General features: G+C 39.3%; 20 protein-coding genes. 3 read left to right on the forward strand and 17 right to left on the reverse strand.

What is annotated here, in order from left to right; genetic code table 11:
* Window positions 1-3: 3 nt before the first annotated feature.
* The 9 genes from G459_RS0104520 to G459_RS0104570 form a co-directional block, all read right to left on the reverse strand.
* On the reverse strand, window positions 4-2,496 hold the full coding sequence (locus tag G459_RS0104520; protein ID WP_026966570.1) for a TraG family conjugative transposon ATPase: 2,493 nt from the start codon (window positions 2,494-2,496) through the stop codon (window positions 4-6).
* Between the two features lie 283 nt (window positions 2,497-2,779).
* Window positions 2,780-3,085, reverse strand: coding sequence for a DUF4134 domain-containing protein (locus tag G459_RS0104530; RefSeq protein WP_026966572.1), 306 nt, complete (start codon window positions 3,083-3,085; stop codon window positions 2,780-2,782).
* Window positions 3,086-3,145: 60 nt separating this feature from the next.
* Window positions 3,146-3,475, reverse strand: coding sequence for a DUF4134 family protein (locus tag G459_RS0104535; RefSeq protein ID WP_026966573.1), 330 nt, complete (start codon window positions 3,473-3,475; stop codon window positions 3,146-3,148).
* Window positions 3,472-3,864 (reverse strand): hypothetical protein, encoded by a 393-nt coding sequence (locus G459_RS0104540; RefSeq protein ID WP_157373278.1) that lies wholly within the window; start codon window positions 3,862-3,864, stop codon window positions 3,472-3,474. Before G459_RS0104540 ends, G459_RS0104535 begins: the two co-directional genes overlap by 4 nt.
* A gap of 325 nt (window positions 3,865-4,189) precedes the next feature.
* A complete protein-coding gene (locus tag G459_RS0104550; RefSeq protein ID WP_026966575.1) occupies window positions 4,190-4,840 on the reverse strand; it encodes a ParA family protein in 651 nt (216 codons plus the stop codon).
* A gap of 10 nt (window positions 4,841-4,850) precedes the next feature.
* Window positions 4,851-6,179, reverse strand: coding sequence for a relaxase/mobilization nuclease domain-containing protein (locus G459_RS26830; RefSeq protein ID WP_051315071.1), 1,329 nt, complete (start codon window positions 6,177-6,179; stop codon window positions 4,851-4,853).
* Window positions 6,176-6,541 (reverse strand): plasmid mobilization protein, encoded by a 366-nt coding sequence (locus tag G459_RS0104560; protein WP_026966576.1) that lies wholly within the window; start codon window positions 6,539-6,541, stop codon window positions 6,176-6,178. Before G459_RS0104560 ends, G459_RS26830 begins: the two co-directional genes overlap by 4 nt.
* Window positions 6,542-6,689: 148 nt before the next feature.
* Complete coding sequence (locus tag G459_RS30540; protein WP_026966577.1) at window positions 6,690-7,610, reverse strand: helix-turn-helix domain-containing protein; 921 nt, start codon at window positions 7,608-7,610, stop codon at window positions 6,690-6,692.
* Complete coding sequence (locus tag G459_RS0104570) at window positions 7,607-8,176, reverse strand: GNAT family N-acetyltransferase (RefSeq protein ID WP_026966578.1); 570 nt, start codon at window positions 8,174-8,176, stop codon at window positions 7,607-7,609. The genes G459_RS30540 and G459_RS0104570 overlap by 4 nt, the downstream gene beginning before the upstream one ends.
* Before the next feature lie 664 nt (window positions 8,177-8,840).
* Between G459_RS0104570 and G459_RS28830 the strand changes: the two genes are divergently transcribed.
* The 3 genes from G459_RS28830 to G459_RS0104585 all read left to right on the forward strand — a co-directional run bounded on the left by G459_RS28830 (window position 8,841) and on the right by G459_RS0104585 (window position 10,321).
* Window positions 8,841-9,230, forward strand: a complete 390-nt coding sequence (locus tag G459_RS28830; RefSeq protein ID WP_051315072.1) for a helix-turn-helix domain-containing protein — start codon at window positions 8,841-8,843, stop codon at window positions 9,228-9,230.
* Window positions 9,231-9,297: 67 nt separating this feature from the next.
* Window positions 9,298-10,044: a ParA family protein gene (locus tag G459_RS0104580; RefSeq protein ID WP_026966579.1), complete on the forward strand. Its 747-nt coding sequence runs from the start codon at window positions 9,298-9,300 to the stop codon at window positions 10,042-10,044.
* Between the two features lie 7 nt (window positions 10,045-10,051).
* Entirely contained in the window at window positions 10,052-10,321 is a 270-nt protein-coding gene (locus G459_RS0104585; protein ID WP_026966580.1) for a hypothetical protein, read from the forward strand.
* A gap of 210 nt (window positions 10,322-10,531) precedes the next feature.
* Here G459_RS0104585 and G459_RS0104590 read toward each other — a convergent pair whose 3' ends face one another.
* The 8 genes from G459_RS0104590 to G459_RS0104630 form a co-directional block, all read right to left on the reverse strand.
* Window positions 10,532-11,587, reverse strand: a complete 1,056-nt coding sequence (locus G459_RS0104590; RefSeq protein WP_026966581.1) for a hypothetical protein — start codon at window positions 11,585-11,587, stop codon at window positions 10,532-10,534.
* A 73-nt stretch (window positions 11,588-11,660) separates the two neighbouring features.
* Window positions 11,661-12,470, reverse strand: coding sequence for a hypothetical protein (locus tag G459_RS28835; RefSeq protein ID WP_026966582.1), 810 nt, complete (start codon window positions 12,468-12,470; stop codon window positions 11,661-11,663).
* A 215-nt stretch (window positions 12,471-12,685) separates the two neighbouring features.
* Window positions 12,686-13,156 (reverse strand): JAB domain-containing protein, encoded by a 471-nt coding sequence (locus G459_RS0104600; RefSeq protein ID WP_026966583.1) that lies wholly within the window; start codon window positions 13,154-13,156, stop codon window positions 12,686-12,688.
* 461 nt (window positions 13,157-13,617) lie between these two features.
* Window positions 13,618-15,942 (reverse strand): hypothetical protein, encoded by a 2,325-nt coding sequence (locus G459_RS0104605; protein WP_026966584.1) that lies wholly within the window; start codon window positions 15,940-15,942, stop codon window positions 13,618-13,620.
* Between the two features lie 151 nt (window positions 15,943-16,093).
* A complete protein-coding gene (locus G459_RS28840; protein ID WP_051315073.1) occupies window positions 16,094-17,158 on the reverse strand; it encodes a toprim domain-containing protein in 1,065 nt (354 codons plus the stop codon).
* A gap of 165 nt (window positions 17,159-17,323) precedes the next feature.
* Window positions 17,324-18,346: an AAA family ATPase gene (locus tag G459_RS0104615; RefSeq protein WP_026966585.1), complete on the reverse strand. Its 1,023-nt coding sequence runs from the start codon at window positions 18,344-18,346 to the stop codon at window positions 17,324-17,326.
* Between the two features lie 288 nt (window positions 18,347-18,634).
* Entirely contained in the window at window positions 18,635-18,937 is a 303-nt protein-coding gene (locus G459_RS0104625) for a hypothetical protein (RefSeq protein WP_026966587.1), read from the reverse strand.
* A gap of 68 nt (window positions 18,938-19,005) precedes the next feature.
* Window positions 19,006-19,701 (reverse strand): hypothetical protein, encoded by a 696-nt coding sequence (locus tag G459_RS0104630; protein ID WP_026966588.1) that lies wholly within the window; start codon window positions 19,699-19,701, stop codon window positions 19,006-19,008.

The raw sequence follows: 19,701 nt of genomic DNA on the forward strand, positions 1-19,701 counted from the left end.
TGGTTAAAAAGTGGCAGCTAGTGTTTCTCTAATCGGAGCCCCTTGCTTGTTGACCTCCCCAAAAAACTCATGAAGGGAAAGCTCAGAAGCTTTGAAATCCTCGACAAAAGCGTCCAGTCCTTTTTCGTATCTTCCAAAGGCTTGGATATAGATTTCGATGGCTGATTTTTCGGGCTTTTCCGTGGTATAAGTCAGGTATTGGTACAAGGAAACTTCCACCCCATACACCTCACCGGCAGATCCTCTCCTGATATATACTTCCTTGAATCTTCCCCTCCCTTCCTGGTTATCCAGCTGATTGATCGTGAAAATCTTTTTCCTTTCATTTTCATTGATGGAAAGCAGAGAGGCGATTTGAGAATAATTGTCTTTGAACTTGGTCTGATCCAAAAGACAGATGGTATCTGAATTATTGACGATACTGTCTTTGACCACCGCATTTCCGATGATATCTCCCAGTTCTTGGGTTACCACTATGGCTTCACCCCAGAATTTTCGAACGGTTTTATAGAGATATAAAATATAGCCTGCCATGAGTGGGGAGGCGATGGCCTTCCAAGCCTCTTCGATGATGAGCGCTTTCCGGTATTTGGTTCGGAATCTCATTTTCTGGATGAAGACATCCATAATAATGAGTGTGACTATCGGAAAAAGTACCTTATGCTCCTTGATGCTGTCAATCTCAAAAACCACAAAAGATTCGGTAAATAAAGACTGGTCCACTTTCTCATTGAGCAGATTTTCAAACTCTCCTCCCTTATAAAATTTCTTAAGCACGAAGCGGAATTCTTCAAGTTCAAATCCAATGCTTTCACGGTCTTTGATTTCGGGGATTTTCTCCAGGGCGAATTCATAAAAGCTGTTGAAGCAAAGCCGGTCGATCGTACTTTCCTTGGAGAAAAAAGAGGAATAGTAGGCCGAAATCGTACTGGAAATAACATCAGCTTCAACCTGAGAAACTGTTCCTTCCGCTGTCTTCCACAAAAGGGAAATCAGGGTCAGGAGATAGTCTTTCTTCTCGATGTTATACTCTTCTTCAGTAATGGAAAAAGGGTTGGTGGTTATTGGCTTTTCCTCGGTGTAAGTGATGTATTTCCCTTGGTAGTATTGGCAAAGTCCGGAATACGAGTGGCCGGTATCGACAATGACCACATCCATCAGCCATTTCGGATTGGGTCGCTTATTCCACATGCAATACTGCTCGATCAGCGCATTCATAAAGAATGATTTCCCCGAACCGGAAGGTCCCAATACGAACTTGTTTCGATTGTTGATTCTGTTGGTTTGCATTGGCAAATCAGCCGGATCAATCTTCAAAGGGATTCCTTGCCTATCCGTAAATCGGATCTGGAAACCGCTTTTCTCATCCTTGTTCAGTGACTCCTTCAAGAAAAAACATAATGCACCATCAGAGGTGGTTAGGAAGTAATCATAAACTTTCAACTCAGCGGTATTGCAGGGAAGTAGAGTCCTGAAAAGCTCCAATTGGTTATAGGAATTCTTGTTTGCTACAATGCCTTGTTGGAAAAGCGAGGATTCCACATAATTACAAGCTCCTTGGATGTGTTCCTTCTTGGCAGAAACGACCACATTGAAGTGGCAATTGACCAAAAGTTGGTTATGCCTGGCCACGTCTTCCAATAACCTGTCAATATCTTCGACGCAAATATTATTGGCTGGATCGGGTATCCCGGAATGCCGCTTTCGCTTCAATTCAAGCTTGGTCAGCGTGGATCTCTGCTCAATAATTTCAATGACCTGGTTGTAAACTATGGTTTGGAAATTAGGGACAACGAAAAGGAAGGCCATATTATCTACCGGAAACCCTTTAAGGCTATCCTTGTCGTTACGCTCCAAATGGGTGGTTACTTTTTCCGGAAGTTCTACTTTGTCGGTATCAACCAAGGTGATCGACCGAAATGCTCTTTCTCCACTTTCCACTTGGCTTTCTTCGGCAAGTAGATTGTCCAGTACAATCTCTTCCTCATGGAAGTTCATACTGAGAATTCGTTTCACATATCGGTCAGTCTCAATTCTTGAGAGTGATTCCGCCTTAATTCCTGCACGTTCAAAAAGGTCGGTAACCTTACCAAGTGTCTGGATAAAATCAACCACTGACTTTTGATTGTACCTGCCTTTTGCCCGTTTGGTAATTACCAAAAATGTCTTCAGCGAAGTATATTGACGCCCTTGGAAATGATCATCATACTTTTGCTGTAGGTATTCTTTTGAAAATTTTTGGCTGTAGGTTTTTCTTGAAAAAATGTCCTGTTTTTGGATCAAATGCCCTTCTCCAAGTATTTTGATCAGGTTGGTGTATAGCTGGTGAAAGGAATCGTATTTGGATGAATCGGCCGAATACTGCAATACTGGATTTTCCAATTTAAGAATAACACCAAAATCGCCCTTGAGATTGAATAGACAATGAAACCCATGGATCTGATCTTCAACCCCCAAGTAGGGCAGCTTAAATTCATTCCTTTTTTTCCTGAACATGATTATTTAGATTTTAAGGATGTGGCGATCTGAAACACTCCTATGTACCTTGTTTTGCTATGCAGGCCTTTTTTCTGTTGCTGAGAAGTGATGAGTAGTCCGGTTGTCATCACTGATATTGTGATTACACCGCCTAAAACCATGCTGGTTAAGCTTCCAATCAATCCTCCCGAGACGACACCAATGACAAGTGAGGCGACTCCCCAGCCGATAAACTTTCCCTGAAAACCCCGATAAATAAGAGGCTTCTGAAGCCCCTTATAGATCGGAAATTGTTTAGCCATTAGACACCGAAAAAAGCTTTGATGATCACACTTACTAGGACTAGAAACAGGCAGGAACCTCCCCAGCCCATCAATTCTTTATTGATATCCTGATCTCCTGAATTCCACTTGATGTAAACTCTCACACCTCCAATGAGCCCGACCACGGCTCCAATTACTAGACAAAGGCTTGCCACTGGATCGACATAGCCGAGTAGTGAAGATTCAGCCGCCGTGATTCCTGCGACACCTTGAGCTTTGGCGGATATTGTTGCAAGCGTCATTACAAATGCGCTTGCTAGGATTTTTTTGGTTCTGTTGAACATGACTTTTGTGGTTTTGGTAAGAAAATATTTGACTAACTATATATGATTGGATTTATAGTCTCATGTGAGAGGAACTCCGAAAAGGCCGCTGAGAAAAAAGCCTATGATTGACAGGAATAGACAGGCGCTAAACCAGCTTATTACCTGAATATCTATATGATGCTTTCCCATCTGCCAATTATTGTAGACTCGAAGCCCACCCAATATTCCCGAGACAGCACCAATGACAAATGACAGTTGGGAGAGAGCGACATAGATCCTTTCCATATCTGATTCTACCTCATTAAATTCTGTTACTCCAGGAGGGGATTGGCCATAGGCCTCAGATCCCGACAAAAAGAAAAAGAGGGAAAGGATAGCGCATAGGGTTAATCGATGAAATACCTTCATGAGAACACGACTTTCTTTTTCATTTCGATAGTGCCTTCCTTGGCGAGCACAAAGAGGGAATTGAGGGTGGTCACTCCTCCCGTAGATTTGACAGGGCTGGGATCATTGATTTTAAATTCGACATCCTCTGAATCCTCATCGCTGTTGCCCCATATTTCAGTCTGGGAAGCCGATTCTATTTTGGGCTTCACAGGATCAACCATTGGATCATTATCCTCAATCACCATCGGACTTTCGTCAAACTCGTTTAGATCGGTTTGGAAAGTGTAGGCATTCCCTGCTGACATTTCTGAAAGTTGCGGTTTGCGCAAAACATCGAAGACGACATTTACAGCGTAGTACACCACATAGAAAAGGGATAGGTATTGAAAGAAGTCTGTCCAAGTCATAGCTTTATCTTTCGGTGTGATTGTTTGATTTCTTTGATCAATTCCGGATTTTCCTTCAAAAACTCCCAGCACAAAAAATTTACAAAGGAGGTCACATCCACTCGAAAAGTGGGATTCAATAACTTCAAGACCTTTTCGGTCCTGGAATCCATTCGGATCAATCTTTTGGTTTCTCCCTTCACTTTAAATTTTCTCATGCTTTCCAAAAGGCTGTTGATATCTGATTCTTCCTTGGCGACACTTTCATTTTCTTGAGAGTCTGAAGGCACCATATCTTGGTTTCCACTGATAGCCATCTCCCCTCGAACTCCTTGCACCAGCTTATTTATGTAGTCTCCGCTTCCCATGTGGATTCTGTTTCTATATGGTCATCAAAAAGTTTATTGAAAATTGGATCCAGAATTGGGACCAGAGTTTCAGGGGTGTAGGAGGTCGTCAGCCTCTGAAAATCAATTCTGTCAGATACCGGTGAGGATAGTTCCCCAAATTGACCCAATGCCTGGTTGACGCTTTCCAGCGTTTCGTATTTGACAGACGACTTGACTCGATTGGGAATCAAGATGATCTTGCTCGATGGATTCACCTTTTTGACCACATAGCAAAATTCAAAAGTGCTGGTCACGCTATATTCATCGTAGCAAAAAGGGCACATGATCAATTCAGCCTCTTTAAAAACTTGGATCAGATTATCGTCATCCATTTTCCCCGCAAGGTCTATGACGGTCAGCTGCGACGGATCTTGATTCGCCTTTTTTTGGATGGACTTAAATCCCGGAATGTTCGCAAGCTCGACCTCATATAGCTTTTCATTTTCTAGCAGATCCGAATTGAGGTATTTGTTGTACAAGGACTGCTGAAAGTCCATGTCAAAAACCTTCACCTTTCTTTTCCTTTTCTGGACGGCAAAATTTGAAAACAGAACCGCAAGGGTACTTTTTCCCACTCCGCCTTTTTGGTTTGCGAATAGAATGATCATGGCTAACCCTTTATCTCGTGATTTCATTGTCTCCCTTGCGTTTTTTGCTTCTTTTCCTGCCGTGCACCGCTTCATCATCGATGTCATTGGCAATATTTAGTACAGGAACCAGGTCAAAAATCTCATGACTCTGTACCCCTTTATCGGTTTCGCTTTCTTGGAAGTACTGCCTTAATGCCAGCTGCTGCTCGGGAGAAAGAATGTCGCTGGCGGCGATATCTCCTTGGACTGTTTTCAGATAAGGACTCCCCTCCCTATTCTCCACCTTCAATGAATGGTGCTCCAAGCCTTGGCGAATAGTCGAGAAATCATTGAGCGCTGATTGCAGTTTCACTTTTGCCTCGATCAAATCGACGGGCTTCTCCTTGCTTGACTTCTGTGATTGATAGAATTTTTTTTCGCCTTCCTGTTCAAAAAATCGCTGGATTGGAAATACTTCGCTGCCTTTTAAAATGACCTTGTTGGCATTATCAATCAGAGAATAACCATAGGGCCTTTTTTCATCTTTCCCATGGAACACAAGCTGAACCCCAAATTTGTCCTTTATAAAATCAGCGAGATCCGAGCGATACCCAGTTTGTTTTCCTTTTTTGCCGCCGTGTGTAGGTTCAAAAAGACAAGTGGGTTTGGTTTGGTAAACCTTGGAATACCTATCCAGAATCGCCTTCAGCTGCTTTGCGCGGTCCTTATCCAATTGATAGGACTGTATCTTTTGGTTGAATTCTGAAATAGGAATCTGACCTTGAATTGAACCATACTTAATCAATTCGATCTGCTCACCTTTTTCCCTCACTTTGAATCCCAAATTTTCGAGGATCATGAATCCTTGAGCTTTGGTACTGAAGCTAAATTCCATCAACCTATCAGCAGCCTTCACCGCTTCATGCTTTGGATTCAGTCTCATGATTTCATTGATCGCTTCTTGAGCTCTCAGTTTTTCAAAAGAATCGTTGATCTTCTTTCCTTCCTTATCAATTCTTGAGGAAACAATATGAACATGATTGTTTGCGGTGTCCTTGTGAAAAACAATCAGGAAAGGATTGCTTCCATATCCCATTTTGTCGATCCACTCATGGGCTATATCAGTCAGCTGCTCCTTGGAATATTCACGGCCCTTGCAACTGATCACCGCATGAAATTGCTTGTCCTTAACAATGGAATTTCTGTTGGAATGTGCCGTCAGATAGTTTTTTACTTCTGATGGCGTCACTCCTTTAGAATCCTGTAAGTACCCAAAATTCCGCAATCGAGTTAGCTCACCCTTTCCGTTATTGGTCTTGTCGGTGTTGTAGTCGACCCCGTTAAATGTGCTTGTACTGGATAGAATCTTAGCCCTCATTTGATAATCTGATATATCTGTTTTAAAACCTTATTCATGAAGTCCCGGTATTCCAGATGCTTTGTCATCAATACCTTATGATCTCGAAATACCTGGGGAGAAATCCTGTCTCTGTAGGTATTGGCATGTTTCGCCAATTGGTTGATGTTGTTGTTCACCCTAGCTTGCTCTGAAACAATTTTTTCTATCGCATTTAGGATTCCGGTGGTGTCAATGATCTTTGCTTCTGCACCATTGAGTAACCTTCTGACCAGCGCGCTTCTTGAGATGTTAAGCCGTTTAGATTCAGCTATTATTTGAGCTTCTTGGGTCGGATGAATCCTAAAAGCGACCAATTTCAAATTGGAAGCATTGTCTTTCATCGATCTGAATTTTGAGCAAATAATCAGATCGGCTGGGTGAAAAAAATACCTAGAACTGCGCAAAAACGAAAAATAGGTATATCTGCGTATCTATATATTTATATACGCAGATATACCTACCCCTTGGGTTTAAACCCGATTTTTTGTATTATGAATAAGAGTTTAACGAGTTAATCAACTCCACTCTGTTTTTGCTTTCAGACTTCTTGTAAATCGCCTGAAGGTGTTTATTTACTGTTCGTTCCGAAATAAAAAGTACCTCGGCTATCTCCTTACTGGTCAATCCTTGTGATACCCGTTCAGCGACTTCGCATTCTCTTTTGGTCAATCCGACCTCGGCGCATCTTTGACTGAAAAAAGCACTTTGATCAACCTGATATTTCTGGTCGAAATCATTAAGCTTCTCGAAAACTTTTCTGTTCTCGTAGATCATCTTACGGATGAACAAAAAAGTGATGAATATGAAGCCGACATTGGTACACATCACCTCTACAAATTGAGAAGCACTCACATAGCTAAAAAGCGGAAGCAATACCCATGGAACTGCAGCCGAATAGGTAAGGATTGCATCCAGTGAATTTTGGTATCCTCTGTATTTTTTCCTGATACTTAGAAATATCCTTCCGACCAAATAGACTGCATATCCCAGGGGGATTGCCAACCCATACCAAAGAATTGTAGGTAGATCATCTAACAAGGGAAGCCCTACACTAAAGAAAAGGAAGAATGGAGCGATTAAGAATATCCAGATCCCCGTCCGTGCATCCCACCTCAAATCATCCAGACCGAAAACCCGATAGAAATACAAAGGGAAATACGCTCCCATCATAAAACCTGAACCATAGGCCAAATTGATTTGAAGCTTTATGGAAAGCGGAAGTTCTGGATCTGGAAACAATCCGCCAGCTACGTTGTAAATGATTAACAACGCCAAAAGGATCAAGTAATATTTGCGATTTTCTTCAGCCGGATTTTGGAGATAGAAAACCAACTGCGACACAAAAAATAACACCTCACAAATGACAAAAATGAATGTCGCTACGTGCATGTCCGTTCCAAAAACTGTCATTGCAAATCCTTTCTGTAGAAGTAAAACGGAAAACCAAATTGAGCGGAAGAAGCATAGACTGAGAACCCGAAACGCTCATACCATTTAAAATTGCGCTCGGTAGAAGTCTCCAAACAGACTGGAAGATTCTTTTCTTTGGCAATTTCCAGAATTGACTTCATGAGTTTGGAGCCCTCACCTGCCCCCTGGCTTTCCGGTTCTACACCAATAAACCATACATATAAGAAAGGCTCTTTTGGCTGGACTTCCTCGATGCTGGATTCCCTTTTTAAGACTTTCGAAATCTTTGGGATTCCGATTCCACGAAGAGCAAGCTTAAGATCCCAGATCCAAAGACTTAATGGCTTCCTCTTTTGATCTGAATATTTGATGAGGACACACGATTTTCCCGAATCTGAAACAAAGACCTCCCCATTTTCCAAACAGTTTTCCAAACTATACTCCATCAAAACCTCCCGTCCTTTAGCAGAATCACCGACCACAAAATCGACGGATCTATTCCCCTTGAATGACTCTACCAGTATGTTGATGATTTTCTTTCGATCCTGTTCGATGAATTTCTTCATGTTTCAATCTTTTAAAATTTAACCGAGTTGCGAGGTTAAATGGCTCCTTTTGGGTGGATTCTGTAGAGAATCCCCTAAAAGGCAAAGTCGTGTTTGGCTAAGAAATTCGTCAGAATTTGTTATACAAATACACAACTTGCAAGGGTAACGCAATATGTACCTCAACCCTCATTTTGGGTAAAAATCCTGTCTAACCCTCAACGCTCGCTATGCTCTCCCCGTATCCAAAAACCCACAAACTTGACGAAGCCCTCAGGCAATTAATCTTCAATCCTCAGGATTACAGGTAGTTACAAATCTTATATCTACATATAGATATATATATATAGGCAGAAATACAGAAATCACATTTAACCCATTTCTAAATACATTTATAGGTATATATTTGTCCTAGGGTATCTTTCGAAAAGCGACAAAAGGAAAATTATGGGAACCGGTTACATCCTCCCGTTTCAAGCTCAGCTTTCCTGCGTATGGCACATTGTGGAGATTTTAATACCTTAAGAAATCGGTACCTTTTCCGACTTCAGTTCATCACCCAAAATGGATGATCTATAAAAGGGTATTGAACTATTCCGTTTGAATATATCCACATATACAAATATATGGTTTTGCGATATTTTCAGCGGCATTTAGTCAAACGGAATCATGACGGCAAATATTAGTGACTGAGAATCAGCGATTAAAAATTGTTAGGGGATTTTTGGATAAAACCCAGGTGGAATTTGCTTCATCGATTGGGCTGACTCAAGCTGGCTATTCAGACATTGAAAGAGGCAAAAACAATGTCTCTGGAAAAATTAAAATCCTTCTAAAAAGGGAACACCGTGTAAATGTGGTTTGGCTCGAGTCCGGTGAAGGAGAAATGTTCCTGCCAGCAGATGAAAATCAGAATTCCGAAGAACAAACTCTAATTGCCAACTTCCAATTGGAAATTCAAAGACTCCAAAAGGAAATCAATCAGCTTGCCGCTGAGAACAATCAGTTTCGCGAACAAGCTGATTCAATGAACCAAATCATTGAAAAGCTTAAAACCGATCTGAATAAAAAGTAATTACACTTTTATATAAATATATCTTTAATTAAATGATTTTTTGTATCTTGGAATAAACCCCAAGGCGATGAAAACAATATCAATAATGAACCACAAGGGAGGAACAGGCAAAACCACTTCCTCAATCAATATCGGTGCTGGTCTCGCAAAAAAAGGACTGAAAGTCCTGCTCCTAGATATCGACTCCCAAGCAAATCTAACAGAGGGACTGGGAGTCGGAGATCCTGAGGAATCGGTCTATGACTCCATCAGGGAGAACAAAAAACTACCCATCCTGAACATTTCTGATAACCTGGACCTGGTTCCGTCATCCATCGATCTTTTGGGTGCTGAAATGGAGATCGTATCCAAAATTGGCCGGGAGCAAATCCTCCATAAACTCCTAAAGCCAATCCGGTCAGAATACGACTATATCATCATTGACTGTCCCCCTTCAGTTGGGCTGTTAACCGTCAATGCCATGGTAGCAAGTGACACCATTCTCCTACCACTTCAAGGCGAGTATTTTGCCTACAAAGGAGTAGATCGTCTACTGGGGATAGTAAAGGAAGTCCGGGACAACCTAAATGACAAATTGGAAATCGGTGGTGTATTCATTACCCAAATCAACCCTAACCGAATTCTGACCAAAACCATTGTAGAAAAACTCACCGAGGATCTACAGGATAAAGTGTTCGATACCAAAATCCGGATCAATGTAGCCTTGGCTGAAGCCCAACTCCAAGGCCAAACCATTTTCGACTATGCACCTGACTCCAATGGGGCCAAGGACTATGAAATGCTGGTCGATGAAATTCTAAACCGATTAAACTGAGCAACACATGGCTAAGAAGCTAAACGACCCAAGTAAGGGCAATAAAAACCTCGGCACCAAACAGCGAGGAATCGGAGTGCTAATCAATTCCGAACCAGAAATTCAACAAAAAGAAAAAGTATCGAGTAAGGAGTTTGATACCGAAGATGTGAAAATCTATTCCCTCCGAATTCCCTCAGCCATGTTTGACAAGCTCAAGTATGAAATCGGCCGAGAGACCAAAGCTTCCATGCGAGATATGATTTTGAAGGCGGTTGCGGAGTATTATGGGATTTAGGGAAGGAATGCACTTTATTTCTTGAAAAAAAACACTCCCTGGTAGTGCTATTTTTTATTGAAATCGCGACTATTGAGTTTGGCGCTTAGGGTATTTTCGAATTTAAGAGGACAAAATTGTCAGTTCAAAATAAAAGTAGCTACGTGGTAGAATGTCCAATCAACATTTTCACCCGCCCTTAGGCTAATGGCTCTTACTATCCCCAATGATTCATAGTTCGATTTTAATGTTATTATAAAGTTCGGGGTAGGTCTTTTTTTTCTTTTCAATAAGTTGTATTATATAAAACGCAAAGATTTTAGCATATTTGAGAGCTTGTTCTGTTTCATATAATTCTGGAATAAAACCAACATGCACAACCCGATTTCTTAGAGAATAGCATTTTTCATACCAATTCCCTATTTCAGAACCCTCTTTTGTAATATCCCATATACCACCAAGTCTTTTAGATAATTCTTTTTTAATCATAGACATAAATGTAGTATTTTCCATTACCTCAATAATTTCATCTTCATATAAACCTTCGACATTAAGGAAGTAGTAAAAAAGCCTTTTTATCTTAACCTCTATTGCTGTTTGAGCAAATGTAACCGCCTCTGAATACAACCCTTTATTCAGTTTATTTTTTGCCAATAAAAGGTACTTTTCAGGAAGTAAAAACATATATTCATTTGAAATAATATGATTACTGAAATTTTGAAGTGCATCACATTGCTTCAATGTGATTTCATTTAAATTCACATCAATATTGTTATGCAAGACGAATAAAATGCTCTCAACGGACCATTCTGTTGTGTTAATAAGCTCATAACCACAGAATGGAGGCAGATCAAATTTTGTTATCTGGTAAACGTATTCATCTTGAAAATGAACAGAATAGGCTAGAATAACAGCGTTCAAATGGTCTAGAGATTTGTCGAAAAAGTATGTATGCTCATCTGAAAGGATTCTTTCAACGCCGTCTTTCTCGAACGAGTCAAATTTAAATTCGGATCCCACAACACAAAGGGTCACTTCCGTCTTTTTTGTATTTAATGGTACACTTTTATCAAATATTCTTACCTGATTTTCTATATTACGGGATGTGAAATACAAAATTGACCAATATTCGCTTCTATTATCAAAATCTGAAATAACGCAATAGCCATCTGGGACTGGTATTTGAAAAGGAAGTTCTATTTTAGTTTGAAATAAAAATTTCCCGCTTACATTAAGCTTCTCGAAAAGGTTCTTGAATGATTTATTATAAGTTTCTTCTGTTATCATTGTATATCTTTACATTATGTGGATTAAAGCTTGGTTATGATAGTCAGGAAATAAGAATCAATGGCTTTTTATTTCAATCAACGTAATACGAGTTTGTGTAATTCTCATCAAAATCGTCTCTAAACTTATTAAGAATGTCCCTTAAATCTCCATTTTTTGGATCTGATTTTAAGAGCTCTTCAATTATCTTGACTCTTAGTTGATGAAGGGTCAACTTAAAGTGGGAATTGAAGTTTGGCCTTCCGATATTGTGAAGCTCCCAGTTTCTATTGACAAAGGGATTTTCATAATATGGCACTTTCTCTAGTATGTCCTTTTTTATACCAACCTTTGAGAGCAGGGTTGATAGGTCTTCATGAAGTCGTTGAGAACTATCAGATTGAGCGCAAATGTCACAATAAGACATAACGCTTTGGAAATGCTCTTCAAGTTCGTCCAAAAGACCTAAGACTCCTTTATTAAAATCTCTTTCGATTTTTAAATCATGAAACTCAAAAGACTTCCTTGAAAGCTGGTCCCAATAACTGTTGATTTCCAAAAGCACTTGCCTTATCATGTTTTGAGTTGCCTCTCGTCCTTTTTCGGTAAATTGTGACTCATGATCCTGCTTCATAGATCGCAGTGCGTCAGCGGTCAATGGGTCAGTTTCTTTATGGTGACGGTGACACATGAACAGCAAATTATCTGATGATCTTCTTTCTTCGTCCGATTGCTCGTGATTATAACGTTGCCCTCCTTTCTCCGCCGCATGAATATGGCAAAGCTGAGCAATGTAAAGTCCGTCATTATTAAAGATCGGATGGCTGCAATCCGGATAAGCACATACATTTCCAGATAACACATACAAATATTTTAAAGTCTCAGCGTTTGGTGATTGTCTCATTCTTAAACTGGTTGTAGGATCCTTACAAATCTAAATTCTATTTCAAATGTGATAAATATCCGTCTTGCGTGTAGCCTATTTTACGTCAAATTAAGCAATTGGGTGATTTGATCAAGGCCCAAAATCACATTTAAATTGGACAATGTCAAAACGCGACTGTGATTGTTTTTAATCCTACCACTTTCATCCTAGCATTCAGTTAAAAGAAAGGAAGTCTAAAGTTCCCCTTCATCTGCAAAGGAAAAATATCCTTCAGAACTCAAAATAACATGATCTACAATAGGTAAATCTAAAGCACGACCGATTTCAACCAGTCTTCGGGTAAGTCTTCTATCCTGTTCAGATGGTTGAAGATTTCCACTGGGATGATTGTGACTAAGAATTAAGGAGGATGCATTCGCTTTCAATCCACCAGCAAAGACCACTTTAGGATCTACAACAGTTCCTGCCGTTCCACCGGTACTAATGCCGCAAATACCCAACACACGGTTTCCCCTGCTGAGTAACATCACTTGAAACTGCTCGATGTATTCCAGCGCGTCAGAATTCCAGAATTTCAACAGGACATCATAAACTTGCCTGGAGCATGTAACCTTCGGACGTTGGCTTGCCTTGATTTTTGGTCGATAAGCCAGTGTAATTTCTGCGACTTCATTAAAGTGAAATGATTGATTTAAAGCCTCCATAATTTTTTGAGTTTTGGTGAAACATGAATTATGGAATGATCCCAGCCCTGTTCCGAGCGAGGCCAAGAGGAAAAGGAATAAACCAGCTGAGGATTGCGCGCGAGCTTTATGCCGGAAGCTCTTTGCCGCCCCGAGGATAAAGAGCTAACTTATTCCGGAATTCAATGCCGCCCACGTCTTTCTTTTTCAAAAAGTGTGAATGTCTCGAAGTAATTCTCTTGATGATGCATTTTTGAATATCCCACGAAAGTTGGCCAGGAAATCCTGGTCGAGGAAATTCTAAACAGATCAAACTGAGCAAAACATACAGAAGAAGCTAAATCTCCCTACCGACATGTTTGATAACCCCAAGTGCGAAATCGGCCGAGAGACCCAGGCTTAATTGACGGATATGATTTTGACTGCTATTGGGAAGCATTATAGGATTAAAGATAAAAAAATCCAACTATATTAGACAGACCCTAAATCTTCGAAGTATTTTCTATTAACTTATCAAATTCTGAATACAATTTCGCTAAATCCATTAAGGGCTTATAATCATTCATCTGATTCGCCAACAAAGAAACAATAGAATCGGAATTATCCTCAATTTCGAATGCGGAGATCAAGCTTGTCAGGTTATATTGAGATTGAGCAGAGCCGTAATAATTCCTGATATCTAAAAGCAAATTAGTCAACGGTGTCTCAGAACTACCAAATCTAATTTCAGAATCATCTAAATTTCCCTTTTGTTCAAGAGTTTCCTTTCTTAAATCAGCTAGACGCTTTATTATGGAAAGTTCAGAAACATCTTCTTTGTTAAATAAAGTTGAAATAACGTCAAAAAACGAACTGGTCTTATTGGAATAATTAAAATTTGTTTCCGCAAGTGCAATCACATTGGAAGTGACTGCCTTAGGAGATATCTTAAAATTTAAGATGGACAATCTATCCACCATTTTCAAAGGTGAGTAGATATACCAAAATGACAATTGCTTATTTATCCTTGAAAGCTCCTTCCTAAATCCATAAAAAGCTGAATCCCAGGTTATCAAAAATGGCTCATTGTGCTGACCCGTCTCTACTTCTTTATGATTTTCAGGATTTGATAAATATAGCATAGTTCTTAAATCATGCTCCCTAGCCTTATAAGAACGCTCCTTTCCAGCATATGCTAAATTGATTTCGTAAGCTTTCTTTATCCCTTGATAATCCTCATATTTAGGATGATAAATAATCTCAAAATTCGCAGCCTCAAATAAGTCAATCAATCTGTCTAATATCTCATCGAAAAAATGTGACTCTTTATAGCTTGTTATAGGTTCACCAATCAAATCCTCAATAAACTCATCAAAATCCATATCAGAATCAATAATATCCTTTGCCTTAAAAGTCAAAAAAGCGTTGAAAAATACATTTTTAGATGAACCGATATCTTCAATGAATGGAAGCTTTAGAAACCTTTGAAGTTTAATTGCCTCTTCAAAATGTCCAGCCACTTCCTCTACGTAATCTTCTGTGGTTTGCAATATAATAGATGATCTGTATCGATTAAAGGCGGTCATCAACTTCTGCACTGCATCAAATGCCGTATCGTTGAATTCAACAGATTGTTGGTACCATACACAAAGAATACGTATTAGAATTTGCGTATCAATAACAATTGTCTTTTTCCTATCATTTATATAAGATTCTAATTTATCAGAAGCATAAAGATTGGAAAATAGGGATGTTGTTGCTAGTTTGTTAAAATAGGAATTCTCGGAACATTTCTCTAGTAGTTCCTTCGTAATTTTCTGTATCTCCTCTGATTTACCTCCCTTGGATTCAATAAATCGCTGAAGATCGCTGTAAGATCTCCTGAGCGACGCACTAAATGAACTTTCTGTTTGATTAATCTCTTCAATATCTATTTTATAGTTTTCAGTATGAATTTGCTTTAAAAACTCAACAAGTTCTAACGAAGTACAATTTAGATTATTATAAGAAATAAAGTCCTCAATCTCTTTTTCTACTTGATTCTCCTCAAGGATTATACGATCATTAATTTCTTCAATTTGTAAACGTTTCTCTTCTGATAAGCAATAATGTGATTTAGCGTTCGGTGTTAGAATAAATCTTCTAGATTTCAGATAGTTTAGCTCTTGGAGCAAATCATGTGTATCAATTTTTGTCTGTAAGTGGGATCGTAAACCTTCCGATATTTCATCAATTGTAGAATCTCCTGCTGTATATAAATAAGAGAATATCAGGGAATAGATAATATTTTTCCTGACCTCAACTGTATTACTATTCAAAGTAAGTACATCAAATAGAAGTTTAGATTCCTTACTAATTGTTGAGAAAGAGTTTGTCTCATTTATTCCATGAGATTTATATGCAACCTTTCTTATACTACTAAAGGAACTTGCCTCACTTGCAAGACTCTTTGCATCAATTATTTTCAAATCAATTCCATACTTCACCTCAGCATTTAAAACTAATTTATTAACCGTGTCCTTAGGTACATCTTGGCTTGTATAAAAATCCAGCTTGTTCAAATAACCGTATTTGGCTACATTTTCAGCAGACTTAACAATATCCTTTTCGAGCTTACGTTCATATCCAGATTTTTGTACAGTAATTTGAATATTTTTTCTTAATTCCTTTCCATCAACAATAATCTCTAAGTCATTTCCACCATCATAGGGACCATCGGTTATTCGAACATGTTTAGTTGAATACTTTTCTTTGCAATATTCCTGAACAAGATCTCGGAAACTATTGACTGATAGAGTATTAATTAATTTTTTAAGTTCTTCGCTCATAATTCAAAAGTAAAAATAGAACTGGATTTTTTTTTTAACTCACCCCCAAAGATTCTTGTTTTACAATTAGAAATCCTAAGCTTCCAAATTAACAATTTCAGCGACTACTTCAAGGATATTCCTTAGCGTTTTTATAGAATTCAGGAGTTCCCTAAGAAACCAATAAAAAATCCGAAGTACCATCATTTCCCACCAAAAACATATTTAAATCTTCAAAGCCTGAATAGATCTTCCGCTGATCAAAAACATCTACCTCCATTTTCCAAATTTTCTCCTCATTCGAAGGCTCGATGCTTAAGTTGGATAGTAGCTTCCTTATTTTTTTCTTACTTCCTCTCAACAGTGTCAAATCCCAGTCAGTAGCCAATCCACGTTTGACGCAGTATTGGTACAGCTGAGCAATCTCGATAAATCCATTGGAACAAGCTCCTCCAGTAGCGTCATTATCCAGATAGAGCTCTACTTTCTGCTCTTCCTTTAAAATATCAAGCATTAGCCGCATACTTAGATTGGCCGTACTGTTCAAAATGATGGCTTTAAAATCTGTCGCTCCGGAAAGCTTCAGATAGCTCAGAAAGTCAAACCAGCCTTCAAAAACTTTGATACTTCTAATAGTCCCAAGGATCTGAATCGAAATGCCACCTCCCAGAATATTTCCTTTAAAAATAGAGGATCGGAGTACCCATCCGCCCGATTGATTAGGAAAACCCACAGCGAAATATCGCTTTCCCTTGTTCCGCCAATGCACCTCTTTGGCAAAGGGGGCAATATCCTGAAGATCTATTCCCCTGCATCTCAGGTATTGGATCAATGCATCGTGGCTGATCTCAGATACCTTCTCCACCACTATCTTTTGGGTGATTTCCGTTATTTGCCGGGAAACAAACTCTCTTTCTGAAACAGATCCAGAAAGGCTTTCTACTGACTCAAAAAAGGTTTTGTTCTCAAATTTCTGTACCGCTGCGATAATATCTCCTCCCTTTCCGGCAGCATGATCATACCAAACATTGGCTTTGTCATCCACCGCAATAGAGCCAGTTCGCTGTTCCAAAAAGCCGAAGAAATATTCTTTCCCGTGAATGCCTTCGTATTTAAGAAATCCGGATTTGACCAAGCTTTGGAAATAATCGAGCACCGGGAAATCCTGTTTGATCCTGGCGGCTTCTTGTTTTACTTCATAGTAGTTCACAATATTTACATTTTTATATAAATACATCTATACATAAATAATACATCTTCCTGATTTAAAGGAGCCTTATCTTTCCTTTTGTCGTGAATTGTCAGATTACCTGCAAAAAGAAAACGAGGGGTAAAAGGAAGGTGAAATCGTACGATTCGCACACCTCGTACCCCTCGTACAGTTCGATTTTTACGATTGAGCTTACTCGTCTACCTCAATTTGCTTTAGCCATTTCCTCACAGCCCCTTCTGACACTCCGAGTTCTTCAGCTATCTTCACATTCGTGTGGCCCTCATTTTTGAGTTCCAAGGCCTTGGTCTTCATTTGAGATCTATCGATCTGGTTCAGTTGCTTTAAATGATCAGACTCTTTTCCAAATTGGAGGAATCGAAACGAACTGAAATTTGAGTCTTTGCCGATTTTACAGACTAAGACATTTTCAGATGGGTATTTAAAAGCCCCATACCTGACTTTTATCTGCTTCAAATATTTAATGGAAGGGTCTTTTTGACTTTCACCCACAGCGAAACAAGAATCGATTAGATTAATAAAGCTCTTGCTGCCTTGGATATCGTTTCTACTGATCGGAGAAAATGGGTTCCTCTTTGGAGTATGAGCAATTAAGAGGATTGACCAGCCATAAATCTTCTTCAGATTGTTTAGCCGAATCAAAAATGGAGTGGTATTCCTAGCCTTCTCATTATCTGAAATCACACAAGACAGATTGTCTATAACGAGGATTTTTGCACCTGACTTGGAGGCCTGAACCTCTATCTCTTTAAAAAGAAAGCTTTCATACTCTTCAAAAGCCTCATCAAATCCATAGGGATTGATTTCTGCCCTCAAAAAAAGATCGCTGAATTCGAAATGATCAAACAAAATATCCCTTTCCTTATCGTACTGAGCATATCTCATTTCAAATTGCTTGGCTGTCAATTCCAGGTCGAAGTAGATGACTTTGGACGCTTTCAGTTCCATTTCCAATCCCAGGGTCGGAACTCCTTTGGACACACTGTCGATGATTTGTACTGCGAGTAAAGACTTACCTTGATTAGTATCAGCGAAGAGAATGCACAGCTCTTCTTCATACCAAAATGGGCCAAAGATCTTCTTCGGAATTGGTTTACTCTTGGCTTCATCTATCCATTCGTTGGCGGACTTGATGATCAAAAAATCCCCAGGCTGAGGATCATTGGAGTTGTTATTTTGATTAATTGAGGTCATATTTTTTTGGCAATAAGGTTTCGACTAGCATTTTGTCTTAAATGCTATTTTCAATTTTTCGTAAACTTTTAGAATCCATCCGATTAGCTATGAGCAGGATAGCAGGATCTTGTCAGCATTGTCTTGAGGATGCAAAAAGTTGAATGAACCGTCTTGCCTAGGTTGATTTTGACCAAAAGATTGTTCAAATTGGAGCATGTTTTTAATTTTGCGAAGGTTAAAAGCGCACCAAGGAACTGCCTATTGAGCATTTTCAACAAAAGGAAAGGACGGCCATCCTTTCCTTTTTTAATTCTCAAACTCCCCCGCAAAAAATCTATCCACCTCACTCTGGTGAATAAACCGTCTTTTTCCTCGGTACATGGAGCGAAACTCCTGACCCTTTAACTCCGAAACTGATTCCATTTTTGAAATCGAATAATGAGATTTCACCCCTGTCGCTTCCATGAACTCCTGAAGCGACAACCATTCATCTTTGATGGACTTACTAGCTGGATTAATACTTGAGATTTTCTCTTCCAGATTTCTGAATTTCTCTTCCAGCCATTTTTGGCTAACAGCCGAAAACGGAATAAAAGTGTCTTGATTCATCTTGATTTGAGTTTGATTTACTCAAATATAAAGAAAAAATGTAAATCGGTCACCGGGTACCGATTTTTTTATTGAGTCAGATTTATTGGATTGAGATCATATCGGTGCCGCATTTCGGCATCAAACTTTACATCAAGCCATTTTTTCAATCTGATCAAATCTTTATTATCGTCAGTTTGTGCCATCCGAAATTGTAGCCTATCTACCTCCTGCCAATTCAAAGACTTGTAAATCTCATAATACTCGAATACTTCCTTTACCGTCTCGATTTCCATTATTCTATCAAAAAGGTCCGAGTCAAGATGTCGGAGGCCAGACAAAAAACGGATGGGACCAGCTGCCTCCAAAAGATCAATCAAATCTTGATCTATCTCTAATAGAATCAACTTGAGTTCTTTGTCCTCCAATATCTGATCGAAAAAATCAGCCACATTTTCCAAAGCAGTACTCTCATAGAATTCATCTACTACCATAGACGGCGTAAATTCCACTCCCAGGCAATCTTCAAAGTAATCCCTCAGCATTTCAATATGCTTGACGTCGGCGTCGATAATGTTGATTACTTCTCGGTTCAAGCCGCTTAAAGCCGCAGCATCCCCTCCATTTTGCTTCACATACCTTATCCCGAACCTAGAGGCAAATCTGGTTTTGACATTTTTATATCTCACCATTACATACAAAGGAAAAGCAGCTGATGACTTCCCAATCTTTTCAAGTTCATTGCCGTGATAATGCTTTATCGAGAGCTTACTTTTCTTTTGCAT

Source organism: Algoriphagus terrigena DSM 22685 (assembly GCF_000429445.1).
Classification (GTDB): domain Bacteria; phylum Bacteroidota; class Bacteroidia; order Cytophagales; family Cyclobacteriaceae; genus Algoriphagus; species Algoriphagus terrigena.

Coding starts and splice junctions, on each gene's coding strand:
- G459_RS0104520 (WP_026966570.1), bottom strand. CDS start 2,496: ATGTTCAGGAAAAAAAGGAATGAATTTAAGCTGCCCTACTTGGGGGTT.
- G459_RS0104540 (WP_157373278.1), bottom strand. CDS start 3,864: ATGACTTGGACAGACTTCTTTCAATACCTATCCCTTTTCTATGTGGTG.
- G459_RS0104625 (WP_026966587.1), bottom strand. CDS start 18,937: ATGAATCAAGACACTTTTATTCCGTTTTCGGCTGTTAGCCAAAAATGG.
- G459_RS0104585 (WP_026966580.1), top strand. CDS start 10,052: ATGGCTAAGAAGCTAAACGACCCAAGTAAGGGCAATAAAAACCTCGGC.
- G459_RS0104530 (WP_026966572.1), bottom strand. CDS start 3,085: ATGTTCAACAGAACCAAAAAAATCCTAGCAAGCGCATTTGTAATGACG.
- G459_RS28835 (WP_026966582.1), bottom strand. CDS start 12,470: ATGAGACAATCACCAAACGCTGAGACTTTAAAATATTTGTATGTGTTA.
- G459_RS0104630 (WP_026966588.1), bottom strand. CDS start 19,701: ATGCAAAAGAAAAGTAAGCTCTCGATAAAGCATTATCACGGCAATGAA.
- G459_RS0104615 (WP_026966585.1), bottom strand. CDS start 18,346: ATGACCTCAATTAATCAAAATAACAACTCCAATGATCCTCAGCCTGGG.
- G459_RS0104535 (WP_026966573.1), bottom strand. CDS start 3,475: ATGAAGGTATTTCATCGATTAACCCTATGCGCTATCCTTTCCCTCTTT.
- G459_RS30540 (WP_026966577.1), bottom strand. CDS start 7,610: ATGACAGTTTTTGGAACGGACATGCACGTAGCGACATTCATTTTTGTC.
- G459_RS0104550 (WP_026966575.1), bottom strand. CDS start 4,840: ATGATCATTCTATTCGCAAACCAAAAAGGCGGAGTGGGAAAAAGTACC.
- G459_RS0104605 (WP_026966584.1), bottom strand. CDS start 15,942: ATGAGCGAAGAACTTAAAAAATTAATTAATACTCTATCAGTCAATAGT.
- G459_RS0104600 (WP_026966583.1), bottom strand. CDS start 13,156: ATGGAGGCTTTAAATCAATCATTTCACTTTAATGAAGTCGCAGAAATT.
- G459_RS26830 (WP_051315071.1), bottom strand. CDS start 6,179: ATGAGGGCTAAGATTCTATCCAGTACAAGCACATTTAACGGGGTCGAC.
- G459_RS0104570 (WP_026966578.1), bottom strand. CDS start 8,176: ATGAAGAAATTCATCGAACAGGATCGAAAGAAAATCATCAACATACTG.
- G459_RS0104560 (WP_026966576.1), bottom strand. CDS start 6,541: ATGAAAGACAATGCTTCCAATTTGAAATTGGTCGCTTTTAGGATTCAT.
- G459_RS0104580 (WP_026966579.1), top strand. CDS start 9,298: ATGAAAACAATATCAATAATGAACCACAAGGGAGGAACAGGCAAAACC.
- G459_RS28840 (WP_051315073.1), bottom strand. CDS start 17,158: ATGTATTTATATAAAAATGTAAATATTGTGAACTACTATGAAGTAAAA.
- G459_RS0104590 (WP_026966581.1), bottom strand. CDS start 11,587: ATGATAACAGAAGAAACTTATAATAAATCATTCAAGAACCTTTTCGAG.